This window comes from Agromyces sp. MMS24-JH15 (assembly GCF_043518605.1).
In the GTDB taxonomy this organism is placed as follows: domain Bacteria; phylum Actinomycetota; class Actinomycetes; order Actinomycetales; family Microbacteriaceae; genus Agromyces.
On record NZ_CP171358.1, the window covers coordinates 571817 to 592927 of the forward strand.

General features: G+C 74.6%; 16 protein-coding genes. 7 read left to right on the top strand and 9 right to left on the bottom strand.

Features of this window, described 5'->3' with window-relative positions; all coding sequences use genetic code 11:
• Positions 1-7 precede the first annotated feature (7 nt).
• A complete protein-coding gene (locus tag ACDF64_RS02620) occupies positions 8-3610 on the top strand; it encodes a TM0106 family RecB-like putative nuclease (RefSeq protein ID WP_394553250.1) in 3603 nt (1200 codons plus the stop codon).
• A gap of 21 nt (positions 3611-3631) precedes the next feature.
• On the opposite strand, the gene ACDF64_RS02625 is transcribed toward ACDF64_RS02620, so the two are convergent.
• Positions 3632-4078 carry a YdeI/OmpD-associated family protein gene (locus ACDF64_RS02625; protein ID WP_394553251.1) on the bottom strand — a complete coding sequence of 149 codons (447 nt, stop codon included), beginning with the start codon at positions 4076-4078 and terminating at the stop codon, positions 3632-3634.
• Between the two features lie 142 nt (positions 4079-4220).
• Between ACDF64_RS02625 and ACDF64_RS02630 the strand changes: the two genes are divergently transcribed.
• Complete coding sequence (locus ACDF64_RS02630) at positions 4221-4505, top strand: glutaredoxin family protein (protein WP_394553252.1); 285 nt, start codon at positions 4221-4223, stop codon at positions 4503-4505.
• Positions 4506-4721: 216 nt separating this feature from the next.
• On the opposite strand, the gene ACDF64_RS02635 is transcribed toward ACDF64_RS02630, so the two are convergent.
• Entirely contained in the window at positions 4722-5720 is a 999-nt protein-coding gene (locus ACDF64_RS02635; RefSeq protein WP_394553253.1) for an LLM class F420-dependent oxidoreductase, read from the bottom strand.
• A gap of 82 nt (positions 5721-5802) precedes the next feature.
• Between ACDF64_RS02635 and ACDF64_RS02640 the strand changes: the two genes are divergently transcribed.
• Positions 5803-6216: a hypothetical protein gene (locus tag ACDF64_RS02640; RefSeq protein ID WP_394553254.1), complete on the top strand. Its 414-nt coding sequence runs from the start codon at positions 5803-5805 to the stop codon at positions 6214-6216.
• A 63-nt stretch (positions 6217-6279) separates the two neighbouring features.
• On the opposite strand, the gene ACDF64_RS02645 is transcribed toward ACDF64_RS02640, so the two are convergent.
• Complete coding sequence (locus ACDF64_RS02645; RefSeq protein WP_394553255.1) at positions 6280-7461, bottom strand: hypothetical protein; 1182 nt, start codon at positions 7459-7461, stop codon at positions 6280-6282.
• Positions 7462-7614: 153 nt separating this feature from the next.
• Positions 7615-9084, bottom strand: a complete 1470-nt coding sequence (locus ACDF64_RS02650) for an FAD-binding protein (protein WP_394553256.1) — start codon at positions 9082-9084, stop codon at positions 7615-7617.
• Between the two features lie 193 nt (positions 9085-9277).
• Between ACDF64_RS02650 and ACDF64_RS02655 the strand changes: the two genes are divergently transcribed.
• Complete coding sequence (locus ACDF64_RS02655) at positions 9278-10327, top strand: LLM class flavin-dependent oxidoreductase (RefSeq protein WP_394553257.1); 1050 nt, start codon at positions 9278-9280, stop codon at positions 10325-10327.
• Here ACDF64_RS02655 and ACDF64_RS02660 read toward each other — a convergent pair.
• Both ACDF64_RS02660 and ACDF64_RS02665 read right to left on the bottom strand, forming a co-directional pair.
• Complete coding sequence (locus ACDF64_RS02660) at positions 10288-10899, bottom strand: hypothetical protein (RefSeq protein ID WP_394553258.1); 612 nt, start codon at positions 10897-10899, stop codon at positions 10288-10290. The two genes, ACDF64_RS02655 and ACDF64_RS02660, sit on opposite strands and share 40 nt — an antisense overlap.
• A gap of 237 nt (positions 10900-11136) precedes the next feature.
• Complete coding sequence (locus ACDF64_RS02665; protein WP_394553259.1) at positions 11137-11553, bottom strand: transferase; 417 nt, start codon at positions 11551-11553, stop codon at positions 11137-11139.
• A 148-nt stretch (positions 11554-11701) separates the two neighbouring features.
• Here ACDF64_RS02665 and ACDF64_RS02670 point away from each other — a divergent pair, with 148 nt between their 5' ends.
• Positions 11702-13531, top strand: coding sequence for an ABC transporter ATP-binding protein (locus tag ACDF64_RS02670; RefSeq protein WP_394553260.1), 1830 nt, complete (start codon positions 11702-11704; stop codon positions 13529-13531).
• Positions 13532-13561: 30 nt separating this feature from the next.
• Complete coding sequence (locus ACDF64_RS02675) at positions 13562-14494, top strand: energy-coupling factor transporter transmembrane component T family protein (protein WP_394553261.1); 933 nt, start codon at positions 13562-13564, stop codon at positions 14492-14494.
• 66 nt (positions 14495-14560) lie between these two features.
• Here ACDF64_RS02675 and ACDF64_RS02680 read toward each other — a convergent pair whose 3' ends face one another.
• A complete protein-coding gene (locus ACDF64_RS02680) occupies positions 14561-17479 on the bottom strand; it encodes a hypothetical protein (RefSeq protein ID WP_394553262.1) in 2919 nt (972 codons plus the stop codon).
• A 306-nt stretch (positions 17480-17785) separates the two neighbouring features.
• Positions 17786-18760, bottom strand: a complete 975-nt coding sequence (locus ACDF64_RS02685) for an FKBP-type peptidyl-prolyl cis-trans isomerase (RefSeq protein WP_394553263.1) — start codon at positions 18758-18760, stop codon at positions 17786-17788.
• A 143-nt stretch (positions 18761-18903) separates the two neighbouring features.
• Here ACDF64_RS02685 and ACDF64_RS02690 point away from each other — a divergent pair, with 143 nt between their 5' ends.
• Positions 18904-20085 carry a class I SAM-dependent methyltransferase gene (locus tag ACDF64_RS02690; protein ID WP_394553264.1) on the top strand — a complete coding sequence of 394 codons (1182 nt, stop codon included), beginning with the start codon at positions 18904-18906 and terminating at the stop codon, positions 20083-20085.
• A 19-nt stretch (positions 20086-20104) separates the two neighbouring features.
• On the opposite strand, the gene ACDF64_RS02695 is transcribed toward ACDF64_RS02690, so the two are convergent.
• Positions 20105-20977, bottom strand: a complete 873-nt coding sequence (locus ACDF64_RS02695) for a sulfurtransferase (protein ID WP_394553265.1) — start codon at positions 20975-20977, stop codon at positions 20105-20107.
• Between the last annotated feature and the right edge of the window lie 134 nt (positions 20978-21111).

Here is a 21111-nt window from a genome sequence, read left to right on the forward strand (position 1 = left end):
GGATCGCATGTACATCGCGGCGGACGGATCGGTCGTCACCAGCGCGAGCGACCTCAAGAAGGCCTCGGAGTGCGAGTTCGCGTTCCTCCGGGAGCTCGACGTGAAGCTCGGTCGCGAGACGCTGTTCGAGGCGCCCAGCGACGCGATGCTCGAGCGCGCAGGCGAACTCGGCAATCGGCACGAGCGTCGCGTCCTCGCCGGCTACCGCGAGCAGCACGGCGACGGGGTCGTCGAGATCGTGCAGCCGAGCGTGCGCGACGAGCCCGCGGTCCGGGCCGCGGTCGCCGCGACGATCGCGGCGCTCGAGTCGGGTGCACCCGTCGTGTACCAGGCGATGTTCGCCGACGCCGGGTTCGTGGGGTTCGCCGACTTCCTGGTCCGCCGGCCCGACGGGCGCTATCGCGTGCAGGACTCGAAGCTCGCGCGGCGGGCCCGCGTGACGGCGCTCCTGCAGCTCGCGGTCTACGCCGAGCAGCTCGACCGGCTCGGCATCCCGTGCGACGACACCGTCGAACTGCTCCTCGGCGACGGCACGACGAGCGCCCACCGGCTGGCCGACATCCTCCCCGTCTACCGCGAACGCGCGGCGCGGCTGCGCCAGCTCGTCGACGAGCGCGTCGCCGATTCCGGTCCGGTCGTCTGGGGCGACGCCCGCTACCACCACGACGGCCGCTGCCCGACCTGCGAACTCGAGGTGCAGGCCAACCGGGACGTGCTCACGGTCGGGAGCCTGCGGGTCACGCAGCGGGAGAAGCTCGCCGCGGCCGGCATCACGACCATCGACGAGCTCGCGACGGCCGACGGCCCGGTCCCCGGGCTCCTGCCGACGATCCTGGTCGGGCTCCGGGAGCAGGCGCGCCTGCAGCTCCAGGCCGAGTCGGCGCTCGCCGAGGCCGAGGCCTCGGGACAGCGCACCCCGTCCGATCCCCCGCTGCCGCCGCCGTGGACCATCCGCGAACCGCAGGCGCTCGCCGCGATCCCCGAGCCCGACGCCGGCGACCTCTTCTTCGACTTCGAGGGCGATCCGCTCTACACCGAGGGCGACGAGACGAAGTGGAACCTCGACTACCTGTGGGGCTGGGTCGACACCGCCGAGACCTACACCGCATTCTGGGCGCACGACTTCGCGGAGGAGCGCGAAGCGCTCGTCCGGTTCCTGGAGTTCGTGAAGCTGCGTCGCGCACAGCATCCGGGCATGCACATCTACCACTACGCGAGCTACGAGCGGACGCACCTCGCCTCGATCGCCGCGCGCCACGGCGTCGGCGAGTCCGACGTCGACCAGCTGCTCGCGGACGGCGTGCTCGTCGACCTCTACCCGATCGTGAAGCGCGCCGTGCGCGTGGGCAGTCGGTCGTACTCGATCAAGAAGCTCGAGCCGCTGTACATGGGCACCGAACTGCGCGAGGCCGACGTGAAGAGCGGCGGCGACTCGATCACCGAGTACGTGCGGGCGCGCGAGCTGCACGAGAGCGGCGACGCCGACGCCGCGGCCGAGTCGTCCGCGATCCTCGCCGACCTCGCCGACTACAACCGGTACGACTGCGTCTCGACGCTCAGGCTCCGCGACTGGCTGCTCGTGCGCGCTGCCGAGGTGGGGATTCCGCCCGTTCCGGCGGGCTGGCTCGTCGAGCGCGCCGGGGGCACCTACGAGCCCTCTCCGCTCGCGACCGCGCTGCGCGAACTCGCCGGCCCGGCCGACGCCGCGCGGGAGGCCGACGCGGATCGCACCGCGCTCGCACTCGCATCCGCCGCGATCGACTACCACCAGCGCGAGAGCAAGAGCTTCTGGTGGGCGCACTTCCTCCGCACCGACCAGCCCGTCGAGCTCTGGCAGGACGACCGCGACGTGCTCGTCGTCGACCCCGTGCGCTCGCGCGTGACCGAACCGTGGGCGATCGAGGGCCGCCAGCAGCAGTCGCGCCGGCGCATCGGCCTCGAGGGCGAGATCGCGCCGGGCTCGAAGTTCAGCGTGGGCGCGGGCGTGTTCCTGCTCTACGACTGGCCGTCGAGCGTGCCGTCGAACACGCGCCGCCCCGGCCAGCGCACGACCACCGACGCCGAGATCGTCGAGGTCACCGACACGGGCGTCGTCGTCGAGGAGCGCGGGACCGGCGACGAGACCTGGTCCGACCTGCCGATGGCCCTCGCGCCGGGCCGGCCGCCGAACAACGACGCGCTGCGCGACGCGATCGGCGAGTGGGCCGACCGCGTCGCGACCCGGCCCGACCTGCCGGCCGACCCCTCTCTGGACGTGCTGCGACGCGTCCCGCCGCGCGCGGTCGGCGGGCTCGTCCCGCACGAGCCCGGCGGCGACCGCGTCGCCGAGGTGCTCGAGTCGGTGCGCCGGCTCGACCGCTCGTACCTGGCCGTGCAGGGCCCGCCCGGCACCGGCAAGACGTACCTCGCCTCGCACGTCATCGCGCGACTCGTCGCCGAGCACGGGTGGAAGGTCGGCGTCGTCGCCCAGTCGCACGCGGTCGTCGAGAACGTGCTCGACTCCGTCGTCGCGGCCGGCCTCGACCGCGACCTCGTCGGCAAGGCGCTCAAGGATCCCGCCGACGTCGAGACCGTCTCCTTCACCGGACTGCCGCGCAAGAACGACCTCACGAGGTTCGCCGCCGATCGCGCCGACCGCGGCTACGTGATCGGCGGCACCGCCTGGGACTTCTGCAACCGGGCCCGCGTCCCGCGCAAGTCGCTGGACCTGCTCGTGATCGACGAAGCCGGCCAGTTCGCGCTCGCGTCGACGATCGCGGTCTCGGTCGCGTCACCGCGCCTGCTGCTGCTCGGCGATCCGCAGCAACTCCCGCAGGTGAGCCAGGCGGTCCACCCGGAGCCCGTCGACAGGTCGGCACTCGGCTGGGTGGCCGACGGACACGATGTCCTCCCGGCCGAGTTCGGCTACTTCCTCGACGAGAGCCGGCGGATGCACCCGGCCGTCGCCGAGCCCGTCTCGGTGCTGTCCTACGAGGGCGAACTGCGCTCGCACCCCATCGCGTCGGCCCGGCGGCTCGCGGGCATCGAGCCCGGCCTAGCCCCGGTGCCGGCCGAGCACTTCGGCAACTCGACCGCATCGCCCGAGGAGGCCGCGATGGTCGTCGACCTGGTCGCCCAGTTGCTCGGCCGGGACTGGACCGATTCCGACGAGCGCGGCGACGGCATCGTCGAGAAGCCGGCGCGGCCGCTCCGCCAAGGCGACCTCATCGTCGTGACGCCGTACAACGCCCAGTTGCAGGAGGTGCGCAGCGCGCTCGACCTGGCGGGGTACCCCGACGTCCCGGTCGGCACGGTCGACAAGTTCCAGGGCCAGGAGGCCGTCGTCGCGATCGTGTCGCTCGCGGCGTCGTCCGCGTCGGACGTCGCGCGGGGCATCGAGTTCCTGCTGCTGAAGAACCGGTTGAACGTCGCGATCTCGCGCGCGAAGTGGGCCGCGTACCTGATCTACTCGCCGGGCCTGCTCGACGGGTTGCCGCACACGGCCGAGGGCGTCGCCCAGCTCAGCGGCTTCATGCGGCTGGTGGACGCACGGGCGCAACGGCGGCCCGGCGCCGGCGAGCCGGTCGCGACGACGGAGGCGGCCTCCGAAGCGGAGGCGGTCCCGGCCTGACGCCGCCGCCTCGGCTCGAGGTCACCCGCCGAGCACCTGCGCGACCGCCTTCTCGATGCGGCGCCGACGCGTCTCGGCCGCCTTCGCCTGCTCGATGGCGGTGACGTGGGCCTTGCGATGGCTGGGCGCCAGCCGATCGAACGCCGCTCGCGCGCCGGCCGCCTCGAGCGCGGCGGCGAGGTCGTCCGGTACCTCCACCGTGCGCGGCGCCGCGTCGTGCACGAGTTCCACCACGATCGGGTCACCCGCACCCAACCCGGTCGTCGCACGCTTGTCCGAGCTGAACGGGATGAGGTACTTCCCGCCCATCGACGCGATCGTGCTGCGGTATTCGAACCCGTTCACCGTCACGACGACGGCAGGACGTTTCCCCGCGCCGAGCGCCTCCACGACCTCCGGCGGCACCTCGATGCCGGTGTTGTTGCCGCCTGCGAGGAGGAGTTCGGTCTCGAATCGGTGCGATCCCATGCGCCGAGTCTCCCACTGCGGATCGATCTCGCCGATACCCGATGCCGTCGGTCCGGTCTCCATGCGCACCAGCCGCGGCCGCGACTCGAGCACCGGGCAGAGTCTGGGAATACCGTTCAGCTTCCCGACGTAGTGTCTTGGCATGACCTCCCCTGTCTCCCCCGACCTCGCGCCTGCCCGCATCACCATGTACGGCGCCGAGTGGTGCGGCGACTGCCGCCGCTCGAAGCGGCTGCTCGACACGCGCGGCGTCGACTACGAGTACGTCGACCTGATGGTCGTCGCCGACGGCGCCGAGCGTGCGAAGGCGATCTCCGGCCGCACGAACATCCCCGTCGTGATCTTCCCCGACGGCGTGCACTTCACCGAGCCGACCGACGCCGAGCTCGGCGCGAAGCTCGACGAGTTCGAGGCCGCGGCCGCGTAGTCCCGCGGAAGCGTAGTCCCCCGGCGGCGTAGTCCCGCGGCGGCAAGCCCGCTGCCGGAACGCTTCCGGCGACATCACGCCGTGATGTCGCCCGAACCGTCCCTCTGCCCTGCGCGGAGATCGATTCGTGCGACCTCCCGCGACGACGGTCCGCGAATCGACGCCGCACGCCGCACACGCGTCGATTCGAGCGACTTCGCGGGGCCGCCGCGGCGCTTACCGCAGCTGCGGGACGACCTCCTGCTCGAACAGCTCGATGCCCGAGCGGTCGTAGGCCGCCTCGGGCCAGTAGTGGATCGCGTACGCGAGGCCGAGTTCGCGCGCCGCGGACAGCTTCGCGACGACCTCGTCGACCGTGCCGACGAGCGAGTGCGGCGCGTGGTAGTCGCCCATGAACCGCGCGGTCACCTCGGGTCCGAGGAACGGCGCGACGCGCGCCTCGATCACCGCGAGCCGCCGTTCGACGTCGGCGGCGTCCGTGCCGATCACGGTGTTGAAGTTCGACGAGCGCGTGATCGACGCGAAGTCGCGGCCGAGCACCTCGCAGTGCCGGCGCAGGATGCCGCTCTTGTGCTCGAACTCGTCGAGCGAGCCGAAGAAGTTCGTGTACTGCGCGTACTGCGCGGCGATCTTGAGCGTCACCTTCTCGCCGCCGCCGGCGACCCAGATCGGGATGCCGCCGTCCTGCAGCGGCAGCGGCTGGAAGATCGCGTCGTCGAAGGAGTAGAACTCGCCGGCGAGCGACGCGCGCCCGGTCGTGAAGGCCTGGTGCAGCACGTCGACGCCCTCGCGGAGCATCCGGAGTCGGGTCGGTGCATCCGGGAAGCCGTAGCCGAACGCGCGCCACTCGTGCTCGTACCAACCGGCGCCGATGCCCATCTCGACGCGTCCGCCCGAGATCACGTCGGCGGTCGCGGCGACCTTCGCGAGGTAGCCGGGGTTGCGGTACGACATGCACGTGCACATCTGGCCGATGCGCACGCGCGAGGTGGTCGCCGCGTAGGCGTTCACGAGCGACCACGCCTCGTGGGTCGCCTCGGTCTCGCTCGGCGTCGGCACGGTGTGGAAGTGGTCGTAGACCCAGATCGACTCCCACGGCGAGTCCTCGCGGTCGGCGTGCGCGGCGAGGCCGTGCATCACCTCCCAGTGCCGGGCCGGCTCGATGCCGACGAGGTCGTGACGCCAACCCTGGGGGACGAACATTCCGAAACGCATGGGCTCAACCCTAGGCAAGGATGCCCCGCCTCAGCGTCACCCCTGAGGCGGGACCCGCGCGCGACCCCTACGGTCGGTGCGCATGAGCATCGAATCGACCGATCTGCAGACCGAGACGACCGTCGCCGGCGACGACGCGGGCCTGCACTGCGAGTTCTCAGCGGACGACTTCCGCGCTTCGGCGAGCATCGAGGACGGCGTCCGCACCATCCGCGTCACGGGCGGCGGCCTGTGCCCGAGCGCCGGGTGGAGCCTCGCGCTCACCGCGGCGAACCCGGGCGTCGTGCCGCATCCGGAGAGCCTGTGGCTGCAGCTGGCCGAGACGCCCCCTGAGGATGCCTCGGCCCGCGTCCTCACGGACACCGACGTCGAGACGGTCGTCGAGGACGACGCCGCGCTCGAGGTCGTGATCCGCTTCGGATGGCGCGAACCGATCACCGTCCCCGTGATCGAGCTCGACGCGGACGACCCCGCGGGCGAGGTCGCCGCGTACTGAGTGACGGGTCGGGTCGTGCTGGCCGGCCACGCCGAGCCAGGTGAGGCCCCAGGCCAGGCCAGGTCAGGTCAGCGCGAACCGCAGCTCCGCCATCGCGGGGCCCGTCCACACCCCCGTGTCGAGGTCGCCGCTGCGCACGGTCACGACCCGGCCGCCGCGCGCGAGCACGAGCAGCGCGAGCTGCGGGAGCAGGTCGCCGACCCGGGAGCCGTCGGAGAGCGCGCCGCCCACCCCGTCGTCCGCGGCGTACTGGATCGCGCCCGACTCGCGGTCGAGCGTGCCGTTCACCTGGGTCGTGAAGTCGAACCAGAACGTCTCGACGGCGCCGTCGACGGCCTCGCGCGCGATCGCGGCCAGGTCGTGCTCGACGCGTCCCGCGCTCGCCTCGGCGAGGACGCGCAGTGCGGCATCCGCCTCGCGCACGTTGAGGCTGCCGAGCTGGTGGCGGAGCGCCTCGTCGATCTCGGCGGCGCCGAGCCGGACCGGCGCCCCGGAGACCGGGATGATGCGCCGGCCGTTGCGGGCCCGCTCGACGAACTGGCTGAGCAGCGGCTCGGTCGCGAACACGAAGAGCGGCACGCGCTCGTCGGGGTCGAGGCGGCCGAGTTCGTGGCGCGTGGCATCCGCGACCCGCTTGGCGTAGATCTCGAACAGCTGCTTGCGCCGCTCCTCGCCGGTGGAGCCGCGGTCGCCGTGCATGCCGCCGCGCGGCTTGTCCTCGCCGGGCTCGCGGTTCGACGCGGAGTCCGCGTCGCGCGGGAGCGACGGGTCGAGCGCGAGCCGCGCGGCCCGCTCGGTCGGCGTGGCGTGCCAGAGCGACCACTCGTTGGCCGAGAGCGTGATCGCGAACGCCTCCTGGTCCTGGCTCGGTGCGCGCAGGAGCTGGCCGAGCGTGAAATGCGAGCCGACGTGGACCGCGTCGTCGAGGCGGTTCGGGAGCACGAAGACCTCGCTGAACCCCGGCGCCACGAAGATCGCGAGCGACCGGGCGAGACTGCCCCAGAGCTGCAGGTCGCCGAGGATCGCGTCGCGCCGGGCGCGCAGCTCCTCGACCTCGCCGGCGGATGCCCCGCCCTGGCGGATGCGCTCGATCGCCTCGTCGAAGCCGCTCTTGACGGCGACCTCCGCACGTTCACGCTCGGCCACGACCGGCGACGTGGCCGCGTAGACCGTGATCGCCGGGAAGTGCGGGCCCGCAAGTGTCGCGAAGTCCGAGGCTGTGGGCAGTTCGTAGTGCAGGGTCATCCGGTCCTCCCCCGAAGACGGTGCGCGACCCGCGACCGCGGTGTCGCATTCCACACAGCCTAGGAAGGCGTGCACGACGGCGACAACCCCGAAGTCGAACCGCGTCGGCGGCCGTCTCGTCGACGGCCGCCGAAGCGCGGGTGCCCGGACGGCTCAGACGGCGTGGTTCGAGCGGATGACCCGGGTCGGGTCGACCGCGCGCTTGAGGTGGCGGAGCTGCTCGAGGCGATCGCCGAAGAACCGGCCGGCGTCGGCGCGATCCTCGACGAAGTTGAGGTAGTCGAGCTCGGCGTGCCACGGCGCGAGGCCGTCGACGAGCCGCGCGATCGAGGCGCGCACGCCCTCGACGATCTCGGGCACCGCGATGCCCACGCCGTAGACCAGGTACCCGGCGTCGAGGCCCGCGACGACGCCCGGGAGCGGGAGGCCTTCGGCCGCGGCGGCGGCACGGGCCGCATCGGGCCGGACGCGCCCGCCGAGCTGGCGGATCTCGGCGGACACGAGGAGCGTCCCCGAATCCGGGCCGACAGCGTCGAGGAACGCGTCGACCGCGGCGTCCGGCAGGTCTGCCAGGGCGAGCCCGCCGCCGATGCCCGGGGTCGGCCCCGGCGGGTCCATGTGCAGCTGGAGGAGCTCGGGGATGGGCTGGAGGTGCACGGTGTCGATGTCGGGTCCGAGCGCGCGGAGCGGTTCGAGCAGTCCGTCGGCGGTGGCCGCCGACTCGAGGAGGACGACCTCGACGACCGCGAACGACTTCCCTGCCAGGAACGGCGGCAGTTCGGGCAGCGCGGGGAAGCGCAGGACGCGCCCGACCGAGGTGACGGTGTCGGGGATGGACCGCGTCCACCGGGCCCACGCGTGCAGCACCTCGTCGGCGCGCTCGAGCGGGAAGAACAGCGTGCCGGCGACGGCCTCGGCGATGGGCAGCAGCCCGAACTCGAGCGCGGTCACGACCGCGAAGTCGCCGCCGCCGCCGCGGATCGCCCAGAAGAGGTCGGACTCGTGCTCGGCGTCGATGCGGCGGATGCGGCCGTCGGCGGTCACGACCTCGGCCGCGAGGACGCGGTTGGCGGCCAGGCCCTGCGACCGGGCGAGCCAGGAGACCCCGCCGCCGAGCGTGTAGCCGACCACGCCGACGTCGTGCGACGAGCCGGCGAGCGGCGCGAGCCCGTGCGGCGCGGCCGCCTCGACGACGTCGCCCCAGAGCGCGCCGGCCTCGACGCGCGCGACCCGAGCGGCCGCATCGATCCGCACGCCGCGCAGCTCGTGCGTGCGCAGCAGGATGACGTCGGCGAGGCCGTGGGCGGCCACGAGCGGCCCGGCGTTGTGCCCGGTCGCCTGGGGCGCGACCCCGAGGCCGAGCGACCGTGCGAGGTCCACGGTCCGTGCGACGTCGATCGCCGAGCGGGCGACGACGACGGCGACCGGGCGCTGGTCGACGGCGAGGTTCCATGCGGCGCGGGCCTCGTCCCACCCGGCGTCGCCCGGGATGACGAGCCGCCCGTCGAGGCGGGCGGCGAGCTCGTCGAGCGCCCCGCGGAGGGTGATCGTGGTGGAGGTGGAGGTGGAGGTGGGAGCGACGGCGGCCGGTGCGACGGCGCCGGCGGGCGCGGGAGTGTTCACTGGTGGTTCCTTCCGGTTTCCGGTCTGTGCCGGGGCCTCGGGCGCCCCGCCGCCACGGGACCGCGGCGCACGACGTCCCCCATTCGACCCGGGCCGGGAGGGCCGCGGATCAGAGGCATCCCGCCGACCCGCTCAGGGCGCACCCCGAGCCCGGGGCGGAATACCCCTCCGCCCGCGCTCGTTGGAGCATCCGATGACCACGACGCCCCGCCTCTCCGTCCTCGACCTCGTGCCGGTCCGCACCGGCCAGACCAGCGCCGACGCGGTGGCCGCGTCGATCTCGCTCGCCCAGGCCGCCGACCGGCTCGGGTTCACGCGCTACTGGTTCGCCGAGCACCACAACATGCCGGCCGTGGCATCCACGACGCCGCCCGTGCTCATCGCGGCGGCCGCCGCGCGCACCGAGCGGATCCGCGTGGGCTCGGGCGGCGTGATGCTGCCGAACCACGCGCCGCTCGTCGTCGCCGAGCAGTTCGCCGCCCTCGAGGCCTTCGCGCCCGGCCGGATCGACCTCGGCCTCGGGCGCGCGCCCGGCAGCGACCCGATCATCACCCAGCTCCTGCGGATCAGCGGCCCGACGGCCGACGTCGACCGCTTCCCCGACCACATCGCCGACATCCTGAGCCTGCTCTCGCCCGACGGCGCGAACCTGCGCCTGACGAGCGGTCGCGAGTACGCGATCTCGGCGACGCCGGCCGCGGCGGCGCTCCCCGAGGTGTGGCTGCTGGGCTCGAGCGACTACTCGGCGCAGCTGGCCGCGCAGCTCGGCCTGCCGTACGTGTTCGCGAACCACTTCTCGGGCGAGGGCCTCGAGCGCGCGCTCGAGCTCTACCGCACCGGGTACCGGCCGAGCGAGCGGCATCCGCAGCCCGTGACCTTCCTCACCGTGAACGTCGTGGTCGCGCCCACCGCGGCGGAGGCGCACGATCGCGCGCTGCCGCAGCTGCGCTCGATGGCCCGCCTCCGCCTCAACCGCCCGATGCGCCCGCTCGAGACCATCGAGGAGGCGCGCGCGGCCGAGCCCGACGCGCTCGCCGACGAGCTCATCCAGGCGATGACCTCGCGGTGGATCATCGGCGATCCGGATGCCTCGGCCGCCGCCGTCCGCCGGCTCGCGGGCCGCCACGGGGTCGACGAGGTCATGGTCGCGCCGATCGCGGGCGCGTTCGAACACGAACCGGTGGATGCCTCGCCCGGCCGGATTCAAACGCTCGAGCTGCTCGCGTCCGCGCTCGCCGACTGAGGCGGCGCGGCCTCGGCGGGCAGCCCGCGGAAGTGCGTGACCGCGAACGCGAACAGCACCTTCAGGAGGAACACCGCGCCCGCCGCGACCACGAACGCGGGGGCCGCGCCGTCGAACGCGGCGAACACCACGCCGACGAGCCCGGCGCCGAGCAGCAGCCCCGCGACCGGCGGCTGCAGGCGGGTGCCGTGCAGGAGGTTGACGGCCATGCCGCCGACGATCGCGAACGCCCACGCGTAGACCGCGAATCCGACGCCCGCGCCGACCGCCAGCGCGATGAGCGGGAGATGCCAGTGGACGGCGAGGAACAGCCACCGCCGCTTCGGGCGCAGCGCGTAGTACCGGTCGGCGCCGAGCGTGAAGTTGGCGACGCTGCCGCAGCAGACGTCCCACAGGAGCAGCACGGCGATCGCGCCGCGCCACCAGTCGACCCCGAGCAGCGTGTCGGCGCCGAGGATCGAGATGCCCGCGGCGAGCGCGGTGCCGCCGCCGAGGACGAGCCCCAGTTCGGCGTGCGTCTGCCGGTCGCCGAAGAACTCTCGGAGCGAGGACGGAATGACGAGCTCGCGCATCGCACCAACCCCCTGTCGGGCCGCGACGGTGCGGCCTCGGGTTCAGGCTACTCGTTCGCTCCATCCAGGATCCCGGCCGGAGGGTGGGAGCCGCGGCACGGCCGGCGCACAGTCGTCGACGGGCCTGCCCGGCGGGGGCGGCGGCCGGCCGCCGCAACGGCGCCGACCCCCGGACACGACGGATGCCCGGACATGAAGGATGCCCCGGCGGTCCGCCGGGGCATCCGTCTCGTCCTGCTAGGCCGCGAGGCCGAAGCGGCGCAGGTCGTCCGACGACGCGCGGTACACCGCGCCCTCCTCGACCGCCGAGTCGCGCGGAACCCGGGCGCCGTTCTGCACGCGCGCGTCGCGTCCGACCGTCGCGTACGGCCCGACGACGGCATGGCGCCCGACGACCGCAGCGCGGCCGATGTGCGCACGGACGCCGACGACGGCGTGCTCGGCGACGATCGCGTCGCGGTCGACCCAGCCGCCGGCCGAGATCGTGGCGTGCGACTGGACCTCGGCGCCGGGGTCGACGTAGGCGGTCGCGTCGACGAACGCGGTCGGGTGCACCTTCGCGGTCGTGGCCACGAGGCCCTTGCCGTTCACGTGCTTCCGGTAGCGGCGCAGCACGCCGTCCTCGTCCTCGAACTCGACATAGTGGATGCCCACGTGCTCCTCCCTTCGAGCGGGTCGGATAGGTCCCGCTACCCGTGAAACATCCATGCTGACCTGCGCATTCCCGAGGGCCGCGATCAGAGAGGTTAGGCTGTCCTAATCCACCCTCCGGCCGACGCCGGGCCGTCCCACAGGACCAGCCATGACCGCAGTCCCGCTCCTCGAACTCGAGGACGTGCGCATCCGCCACGACGGCGCCCCGCGGGCGACCCCGGACGGCGTGAGCCTCGTCATCCGGGCCGGCGAAGTGGTCCTCGTGCTCGGCCCGAGCGGGTGCGGCAAGTCGACGCTCGCGCTCGCGCTCGACGGCCTCGTGCCGCACGCCGTGCCGGCCGACCTCGAGGGCACGGTGTCCGTCGCCGGGCTCGACAGCCGCGACCACCCCGTCGGCGTGCTCAGCGCGCACGTCGCGATGGTCTTCCAGGACCCGGACTCGCAGGTCGTCACGGGGTCGGTGCTCGACGAGGTCGCATTCGGACCCGAGAACCAGCTCGTCCCGGCCGACGAGGTGCTCGCGCGCGCCGAACGCGCGCTGAAGCTCGTGGGCCTGTGGGAGCGCCGCGCCGAGAACCCGGACCGGCTCTCGGGCGGCGGCCGCCAGCGCCTCGCGATCGCGTGCGCGCTCGCGATGGCCGCGCCCGTGCTCGTGCTCGACGAGCCGACCGCGAACCTCGATCCCGCGGGCATCGACGAGGTCTACGCCGTGCTGCGCGAACTCGCGACCGAGCGCGACCACGCGATCGTGCTCGTCGAGCACAACCTCGACGCCGCGGTCGACGTGGTCGACCGCGTGGTCGTGCTCGACGCCGCGGGGCGGCTCGTCATCGACGGACCGGCCCGCACGGTCCTGCGCGACCGCGCCGACGAGCTCGCCGCGCTCGGCGTCTGGCTCCCGGTGTCGACGCTCGCGGCGATCCGGCTGCGCGACGCGGGCGTCCGGCTCGACCCCCTGCCGCTCACGCCGGCCGAGCTCCGCGCGGCGCTCGACGCCCAGCCCTCGCTGCCCGAGCCGCTCAGCGACGCCGCGCCCGTGCAGTCGACCGCGCTGGATCCGACGCCCGTGATCGGGGTCCATCCGCCGGCCGCGGCGGGCTCGGCGGGCCGTGCACGCGCGGCAGCCGGCCCGGGTTCGGGCCCGGAGGCTGCGGACCCCGCGCCGACCGCGATCCGCGTGCGCGGCCTCTCCGTGCGCCGCGGCGGCAAGCGCGGGCCAGTGGTCGTGCACGACGTCGACCTCGACGTGGCATCCGGCGACTTCCTGGCCCTCGTCGGCACGAACGGCGCCGGCAAGACGAGCCTGCTGCAGGCGCTCGCCGGCGTGATCCCCGCGCCCGCCGGCACCGTCGACGTGCTCGGCCTCGACCCGCAGCGGGCCGACGCGCGCGAGCGCACGCGGCGCATCGGCTTCGTGTTCCAGAACCCCGAGCACCAGTTCGTGGCCCACACCGTGGCCGACGAACTCGACGTCGGGCTCCGGCTGCAGGGCATGCCGGAGGCCGAGCGCGCCGCGGAGATCGCGCGGATACTCGAGCGATTCGGGCTCGACGACCTCGCGGACCGGCATCCGTTCCTGCTCTCGGGCGGCCAGAAGCGACGCCTGTCGGTCGGCACCGCGCTCGTCGCGGGCGCGCCCGTGCTCGCGCTCGACGAACCCACCTTCGGGCAGGACCGCGAGCGTGCGAGCGAACTGCTCGGGATGCTCCGCGACCTCAACGAGCAGGGCACGACGGTGCTCGTGGTGACCCACGACCTGCAGCTCGTCGCCGACTACGCCACGCGCGTCGCGGTCCTGCGCGACGGCCGGATCCTCGGCGTCGGACCGACCGCCGAGGTGCTCGCGGGCCCGCTCGTCGAGGAGGCCGGGCTCCGGCACCCGCCGCTCGCGCGCGCGACCCGGGGGCTCGAGCGGCACCCGCGCTGGCGTTCGGTGACGCGGATGTCCCAGCTCCCGGTGACCGGAGGCGAGCGATGACCGGGGCCGAGCGATGACCGGGGCCGAGCGATGACCGCCGCCGAGGCCGCCCGGACCGCTGCCGCCGACCCCGCGGACGCAGGCGCCGTCGCCGCGTCGCCGGTGCCGCCCGCCGCGTTCGATCCGTTCGCCGAGTCGGCGCCGACCGGGCGCTTCCTGCACGCACTGAACCCGCTCTCGAAGCTGCTCGCACCGCTGCCGGTCATGCTCGCCCTGGTCTTCACGCGCGGCATCGCGATCCCGGTCGTGATCATCGCGCTCTCCATGCTGCTGCTCCTGGTGGGCGCGCGCCTGCGCGCCCGGGGCATCCTGCTGCTCGTCGTCGGCGTGCCCGCGTCCGTCCTCGTGCTGGGCGTGAGCTTCGGCCTGTGGACCGATCCCTCGCGGGTCGACCCGGCCGCCGCGGGCGCCGAGGTCGTGCTCCTGCAGGCCGGGGACTGGGAGTTCACGCTCGCGATGTACCTCGTCGGCGTCGCCACGGCGCTGCGGATCGCAGCACTGCTCCTGCTCAGCCTCATCGCCGGGCTCACGACGACCGGGCCCGAGTTCGTGCGCGCGCTCGTGCAGAACCTCCGGGTGCCCTACCGGATCGGGTACACGGCGCTCGCCGCGCTGCGGTTCGTGCCGCGCTTCGGCCACGAGCTCGAGGTGATCCGCGCCGCGCACCGGGTCCGCGGCACCGACCACGGCCGCGGGCCGGTCGCGGCCGTCCGACGATCCGTCAGCCTCGCGATCCCGCTCCTCGCGAGCTCGATCCGGCACGCCGAGCGCGTCGCGCTCGCGATGGACGCGCGCGCGTTCGGCGCGCACCGGACCCGGACCGAGCGCACGATCAGCCGGTGGCGCGTGCGCGACACCGTGTTCGTGGTCCTGTTCTGGGCCGTCGCCGTCGCCGTGTACTGGTGGGGACTCACGAGCGGGTTCGGCGACGCGGGGACCGATCGGATCCAGCTCACGCTCTGACCTCGGCGACGCCGCGGGCGTGGCCCGGCTCGGGCGCAGCGCGGGCGCCGGCGCGGCCGGTTCGGCTCAGCCCGCGACGACCCCGCTCGCGGGCAGGCTGCCGAGGATCTCGATGCGCCCGAGCAGGAGGCCGAGCCGGGCGATGTCCTCGGGCGAGTCGACGTCGCCGCCGATCACGTCGACCGCGAACCAGAGGGGGTGCTCGCCCTGCTCGACCAGGCGCACGAACCGCCGCAGGTCCGGACCCTCGTCGGCGCGCGTGGCCACCTGTCGCCATCCGGGGACCCCGGCGTCGTCCGCGCTGTCGAGCACCGGCGGCCTGGTGGCCCAGAGGAACACCCTCGCGAGGTCGCCGCTCGCCGCCGGGTCGCCGAACGAGACGGTCGCGGCCGCGATCGCGCCCTCGCCCAGTTCGGCGGGCCGTTCGGCCTCGACGACGGGCCGGAGGTCGACCTCCGGGTCGGTCCCGGCGAACCCGCGGGCCAGGTCGTCGTCGAGGAAGAAGAATCCGCGGTCCTCGGGCGAGGTCGGCACGACGAGGTCGCCGGGCTCGATGCCGTGCTCGGCGAGCGCGGCCGCGTCGTACCGCACCTGGGCGACGTCGAGTGCGGGGCGGTCGGCGAGGCGCAGCGAGCCGAGGAGGGAGCGCTCGAGCGCGGCCAGCCGGTCGCCCGCGCCCGCCGCGCAGCCGCGACGCGCGACGGCGACCGCGATCTCGGCGGAGCCGTAGGCCGTCGGCGCCGCCGACGCGAGGTCGTCGAACCGGAACGACAGCGGGCGGTAGACGGTGAGCCGGTCGACGCCGGAGGCGGGCCAGGTGCCGGTCGCGACCGAGTACGGGACGTCGCCGACCGAGATGCGCCGCGCGACGCCGGTCGCACCGGGCGAGGGCGCCGGCAGGTCCGAGCCGCCGGCGGCGGCACCGGGCGGGTCGCCCACGAGCACCCACGCGGCGAGGCACGACTCGGCGGGGGCCGCGACGGGCAGGACCGCGACGCCCGGCGCATCCCCGGCCGCGCGCACCACGGGCAGGCCGAGCGCGGCGGAGACGGGGTCGGCGGCGGCGACGGCCGGGTCGGCGGCCTGCCAGTCGCCGCCCGGTTCGAGGCAGGCCTGGACGGTCTCGGCTTGGACGGCGTCGGCGTGGACCGCCTCGGCCGCGCCTGCGGTGTCGGATGCCGCGGCCACCGTCGTCGCAGGGTCGCAGGTCACGCCCGCGACCGGCCGCTGCTGCGCGTCGTTCCAGGGCGACGCCGAGACGACCGCGCACGCGACGAGCGCGCCGAGCACCCCGAGCGCGACCCAGCGAGGGCGCCCCGGCAGCATGCGGCGCGCGCGCCGACCGTACCGGGCGCCGCCGAGGAGGAATCCGAGCCCGAACCAGGCGAGCATCGCCCAGAGCAGCCACTGCGGCCACGCCCAGTCGGCGGCATCCCACGCGAGGCCGAGGAATCCCCGCGCCGCTGCGAACTGCGTGATCCCGGCCGCGAGGACCAGCACGACGGGGACTGCGGCCGCCCTGAGTCCACGGCCGAGCGCGGCCCACGCCGTGCGGACGTCGCCCGCGTCGGCCGCGCGACGCCGCGCGGCGACCTCGAACGCGACGGCGGCGACCGCGCACGCCCCGAGCACGGCGAGCAGCGCGAGGTCCCAGGCATGCGGGGTCGGGAGCGTCTCGGGCACGAAGGCCCACGCGACGAGCAGGACGACGGGCGGCACGAGCGCGAGCAGCGCGATCGGCAGTTCGGCCGCGATCGCGCGCAGGGCGGCGGCTGGGTGGCCGCCGGATCGAGCGGATGCCCCGCCCCCCGCGTCGGCGCCGGCGTCCGCCGAGCCCGCCGACGGTTCGTCCGGCGTCGCCCCTGAGGCCGCCTCGGCGCGCCCGGCGACGGCCTCCGGGCCCGCCTCGACCCGCCCGCTGAGGAGCGCGTCCCAGGTCGGCCTCGGCTCGTCGGGCGCATCGAGCCAGCCGGGGACCTCCCACGCCCGGATGCGGCGGAGCCGCTCGACGAGCGCGTCGAGTTCGTCGTCGACGAACGCGCGCGCCGCCTCGACGTCGTCGGGGTCGGCGAGGAGGTGCGCGACGATGCCCGCGAGCGCCGGGCTGGCCGCTCGGAGCGGCGCGAGGTCGGGTCCGAACTCGGCGAGCGGGTTCGGGTCGCCCGTGCCGAACGCGAGGCGGACGCCGTCGGGCTCGAGCCACGGCAGCATCGGGTCGCCGGGGAACGCGAGCGCCGAGCACGTCACGGCGAGCGCGAACCAGTCGTCGACCTCGCCGTGGTGGATGCCGGCGGCGGCGCCCGCCGGGCGGAGGAACGCGCGTTGCGCGACCGGGGGCAGCCCGGCAGTCCGGTCGGCGTCGGCGTCGGCGTCGCCCGCGCCGCCGTCGAGCGCCGACCGGCCGAAGCCGGCCAGCACGACGTCGCCGTGCTCCGCCCGCCAGAGGAACGCGTCGGGCCGCCCGTTGCGCCAGCACACCCCCGCCGCGTGGAGCTCGCGGAGGCCGTCGGAGGCCGACAGGAAGAGCCGTTCGAGCCGATCCCCGAGCTCGGCCGCGCCGAGCCCCCGGGTCGCCGCGACCGCGTCCTCGTACCTCTCGAGCACGAACAGCCGTTCGGCGAGCGGACCCTCGGTCTCGCCGACCGCGATGAGCCGGGCCAGGTTGCTGTGCTCGGGGTAGCCGGGACGCTCCGCGAGCCGCTCGTACACGCGGAGCTCGCGGTCGGCGCACCCGGGCGGGACGGAGTCGACCGGCACGACCTTGCAGACGATCGCCTCGCCCGAGGCATCCTCGGACCAGGCCGCGGCGTACACCCGCGCGCCGTCCTCGCCGTCGGCCGCCAGCAGTGCGGTGAGGTCGATGCGCGCGAGCGCGGCGGGCTCGGCGTCGTCCCGCCGGGCGGTGACGAGCCGCACCTCGTAGTCGATGCCGGTGATGCCCGCGACATCCGGACTGGGCGCCGCGCGGCGCGCTCCGCTTCGCATCCCGGGCGTGCGTCGGACACGTGGATGCGATCCGGAGTCGGCGCTTCGCGTCATCCGGCCCCCCTTCGACTCGGACCGTCGATACGGCGAGCGCCCGCGCGCCCTTCCCGGCCGCGCGTGATCGCTCGGAGTCCCCCTGTTTCCGGACATTAGCGGATTCCGCACTCCGGATGCGAGGCCCCATCGGGGGGTGCCCCGGGCGCCGTCCCGGGGGATCCCGACGGGCGGTCCGCGGCGCCACGCCGGGAACGCCGAAGGCGGCGCACGCCCGTCGGGCATGCGCCGCCTTCGCGGACCGGGAGCGGCTTACGCGCTCGCGGTGTCGACGATCTCGACGTAGAAGACGAGCGTGTGCCCGCCGAGGCCGTTCGAACTCTCCTCGGTGCCGTAGCCGAGCTCCGGCGGGATGGTCACGATGAGCTTCGTCCCGACCTTCTGGCCCACGAGCGCGGCGCCGAAGCCCTGGATGACCTGGTCGGTGCCGAACGTGGCCGGCTGGCCGCCCGTGAAGCTCTCGTCGAAGACCTCCTTGGTGTCCCAGTTGACGCCCTGGTAGTGCACGGTGACCTGGTCGCCGGACTGCACCTCGGCGCCGTCGCCCTCCTCGAGCACCTTGAGCTGCAGCTCGGTCGAGGGTGCGGCGTCGGGGATGGTCACGGTCGGGACGCCGTCGGCGTCGTACGTCACCTCGGGCACGTTCTCGGTCCACTCCGACGGGGTCGGCAGCGGGGTGGGCTCGGGCTCCACGTACTCGCTCACGATGTCGGCGACGATGACGACCGACTCGCCTGCGGCGACGCCGATCGACTCGTTCCCCTGGTCGCCGTAGAGCGACTCGGGCGGCGCGACGGTGACGGTGCGCGTGCCGTACGGCTGGCAGTCGATCGCCGCACGGAACGACTCGAGCAGCGTCTCGTCGCCCATGCCGAGCGTCGCGGGCTGCGAGACGAGCTGGACGCCGGTGGTGCCGTTGAACATGCTGATCACGACGTTCGCGACGTCGCCCGGCTCGGTCTTGCCGCCGTCGCCCTCGATGAGCACCGAGGTCTGCAGCCCCTCGGCCGCGAGCGGCGTGGCGAACGCGACCGTCGGCACCTCGCCGAACTCGCCGTCGACGGTCACCGCGTCGCTCTGCGCACCCGAGGTCGGTTCGAGGCACGTGGCGGCATCGGCGGTCGGGGTGGGCGTGGCCTCGGGCTCGGCGCCGGCGCAGCCGGCGAGGAGGAGAGCGGCGGACGCGGCGAGTGCGACGGGCGCGGCACGGCGCAGGGCGCGGTTCATGACGGTGGACTCGTTTCGATCGAGGGGAGGTTCATCGGACAGTCTGCCGCCCCGACCCTTCCGATTGGCTGAATCGTGCCGGACGGACCGACACGATCGCACAACGTTCCCATTCGCGGGCGGAACGGACAGAATGTGCAGGTATGGCGGACTCCATCCCACTCGACACCGACGGCGACGACGTCGTCGCCGCCGAGCCCGAGGGCCCGGGGCCCGCGACACCCGCGGACGACCCCCTGGACCACGTGCTCTGGAACCCGGTCTCCATGGCCACCGTGTTGCGATCCCATCCGCAGTTCGACGAGTCGGTGCTCGACGCGTGCAGCGGCACGGGTGCGTCCGCCCTGCCCGCGGCCGAACTGGTCGGCCCGCTCGGCCGGGTCGACGCGATCGACGTCGACCCGGACGCGATCGCGGTCCTCCGCGAGCGCGCGGGCACGCTGCTGCCGCAGCTGCGGGCCGAGGTCGCGGACGCGACCGCCTGGGCGCCCGACGGCTACGACCTCGTGCAGTGCGTCCTCGGCGTCCACCTCTTCGAGGACGTCGAGGGCGGCGTCCGGCACCTGATCGAACGCACGCGCCCCGGCGGCCGCGTGGTGCTCACGGTCTGGTCGGGAGGCGCGCTCGCGCCGATCCCCGCGGCGCTCGCGGCCGCGGTCGCGGCCGAGACCGCGCCGGTCGAGGATGCCCCGGTCGAGGATGCCCCGGCCGACGCCGAACCCGGCGACGCCGAGGGGACGGATGACCCGGCGCCGACGGACGACGCTGCGGTGACGGACGACGCTGCGATCACGGATGACTCGGGGCCGACGGACGACTCCGGGGCGCCGGACGACTCGGCGGCGACGGATAGCCCGGAGTCGACGGATGCCCCGGACACGACCGCGGCCGAGCCGGAGGCATCCGCGCCCCGCTCGCCGATCGGCCTCCCGCAGGCCGAGACGCCCGGCGCGCTCGCGCTGTGGCTCGCGGACCTCGGCCTGCAGGAGGTCCGCGCGGAGTCGATCGGGCTCCACCTGGCGCTCGACGCGGAGCTCGCGTGGCACCTCGTCACCGGCACGGGCCTCCGCCGCGAGCTCGACGGCCTCGACGACGCCGCGCGCGAACGCGTGCGCGCCGACTACCTCGCCGACCTCGAGGCGCAGGGCGTCTCCACGGTCGATGCTTCGACCCTCATCGCGGTCGGACACCGACCGGAACCGTCGCCCGAGGCGGACGAGCCGTCGCCCGAGGCGGACGGTCAGGACGAGGCGGACGAAGCCGACGAGTCCGGCGACCAGGACGAGTCGGGCGGGCCGGACGAGTCCGAGCCCCGCGCCGACTGACCGGCGGTCCAGGCCGACCTCAGGCCGCGCCGGCCTCCGCGCCCGTCGCGACCGGGCGCTCCTCGCGCGACCACTGGCTCCACGACCCGGGGAAGATCGCCGCGTCGACGCCGGCGATCGCGAGCGCGGCGACCTCGTGCGCGGCGGTCACGCCCGACCCGCAGTACGCGGCCACCTCGATCCCCGGTGCGATCCCGAGCGCGGCGAACCTCGCCCGCAGCGCATCGGCCGGCAGGAATCGGCCGTCGGCGTCGAGGTTGCCCGACGTGGGCGCCGAGACCGCGCCCGGCACGTGCCCGGCCTTCGGATCGACCGGCTCGACCTCGCCGCGATACCGCTCGCCGGCGCGGGCGTCGAGCAGGACGCCCCGTTCGGGCAGCGCCGCCGCCGCGTCGGCGTCGACGGCCGGCATGCGGCCCGGCCGGGCGGTCGCATCGCCCGGTTCGCGAACGACGTCGCCGGTTTCGAGCGGATGCCCCGCCGCGACCCACGCCGCGAGGCCGCCGTCGAGCATGCGGACGTCGGGCCATCCGGCATCGCGCAGCAGCCACCAGGCGCGCGCGGCGGACTGGTTGCCGAGGTCGTCCATGACGACCACGGCGTCGCCCTCGCGCAGCCCCCAGCGGCGCATCGCCCGGGTCAGCCGATCGGCGTCGGGCAGCGGATGCCTCCCCCGACCCTCGACCGCGTGGTCGGCGAGTTCGCCGTCGAGGTCGACGTAGACCGCGCCGGGCACGTGCCCGGCGAGGTAGGCCGGGCGGCCGTCGGGGACCGCGAGGCTCCAGCGCACGTCGAGCACGACAGGCGGGCGGTCCGCGTCGGAATCCGTCCCGGTCGCGGCCGCCACCGCGATCCGATGCGCGAGTTCCGCCGGGGTGATGAGCAGGTCCATGCCCCCATCCTGACGTATGCCGCGAACCCCGCCTCCTATGCGTCCGACGGCATGCATCGGCGGGTCCCGGCATCGCACGAACGTCGCGCGGGGACCCGCCGATAGACTGGCCGGACGGAATTGCGCGCGCTACG

Bases quoted from the DNA above. Each gene is read 5' to 3' on its own strand.
- ACDF64_RS02620 (WP_394553250.1), top strand. From the start codon at position 8: ATGTACATCGCGGCGGACGGATCGGTCGTCACCAGCGCGAGCGACCTC.
- ACDF64_RS02625 (WP_394553251.1), bottom strand. From the start codon at position 4,078: ATGGGATCGCACCGATTCGAGACCGAACTCCTCCTCGCAGGCGGCAAC.
- ACDF64_RS02630 (WP_394553252.1), top strand. From the start codon at position 4,221: ATGACCTCCCCTGTCTCCCCCGACCTCGCGCCTGCCCGCATCACCATG.
- ACDF64_RS02635 (WP_394553253.1), bottom strand. From the start codon at position 5,720: ATGCGTTTCGGAATGTTCGTCCCCCAGGGTTGGCGTCACGACCTCGTC.
- ACDF64_RS02640 (WP_394553254.1), top strand. From the start codon at position 5,803: ATGAGCATCGAATCGACCGATCTGCAGACCGAGACGACCGTCGCCGGC.
- ACDF64_RS02645 (WP_394553255.1), bottom strand. From the start codon at position 7,461: ATGACCCTGCACTACGAACTGCCCACAGCCTCGGACTTCGCGACACTT.
- ACDF64_RS02655 (WP_394553257.1), top strand. From the start codon at position 9,278: ATGACCACGACGCCCCGCCTCTCCGTCCTCGACCTCGTGCCGGTCCGC.
- ACDF64_RS02660 (WP_394553258.1), bottom strand. From the start codon at position 10,899: ATGCGCGAGCTCGTCATTCCGTCCTCGCTCCGAGAGTTCTTCGGCGAC.
- ACDF64_RS02670 (WP_394553260.1), top strand. From the start codon at position 11,702: ATGACCGCAGTCCCGCTCCTCGAACTCGAGGACGTGCGCATCCGCCAC.
- ACDF64_RS02675 (WP_394553261.1), top strand. From the start codon at position 13,562: ATGACCGCCGCCGAGGCCGCCCGGACCGCTGCCGCCGACCCCGCGGAC.
- ACDF64_RS02680 (WP_394553262.1), bottom strand. From the start codon at position 17,479: ATGCGAAGCGGAGCGCGCCGCGCGGCGCCCAGTCCGGATGTCGCGGGC.
- ACDF64_RS02685 (WP_394553263.1), bottom strand. From the start codon at position 18,760: ATGAACCGCGCCCTGCGCCGTGCCGCGCCCGTCGCACTCGCCGCGTCC.
- ACDF64_RS02690 (WP_394553264.1), top strand. From the start codon at position 18,904: ATGGCGGACTCCATCCCACTCGACACCGACGGCGACGACGTCGTCGCC.
- ACDF64_RS02695 (WP_394553265.1), bottom strand. From the start codon at position 20,977: ATGGACCTGCTCATCACCCCGGCGGAACTCGCGCATCGGATCGCGGTG.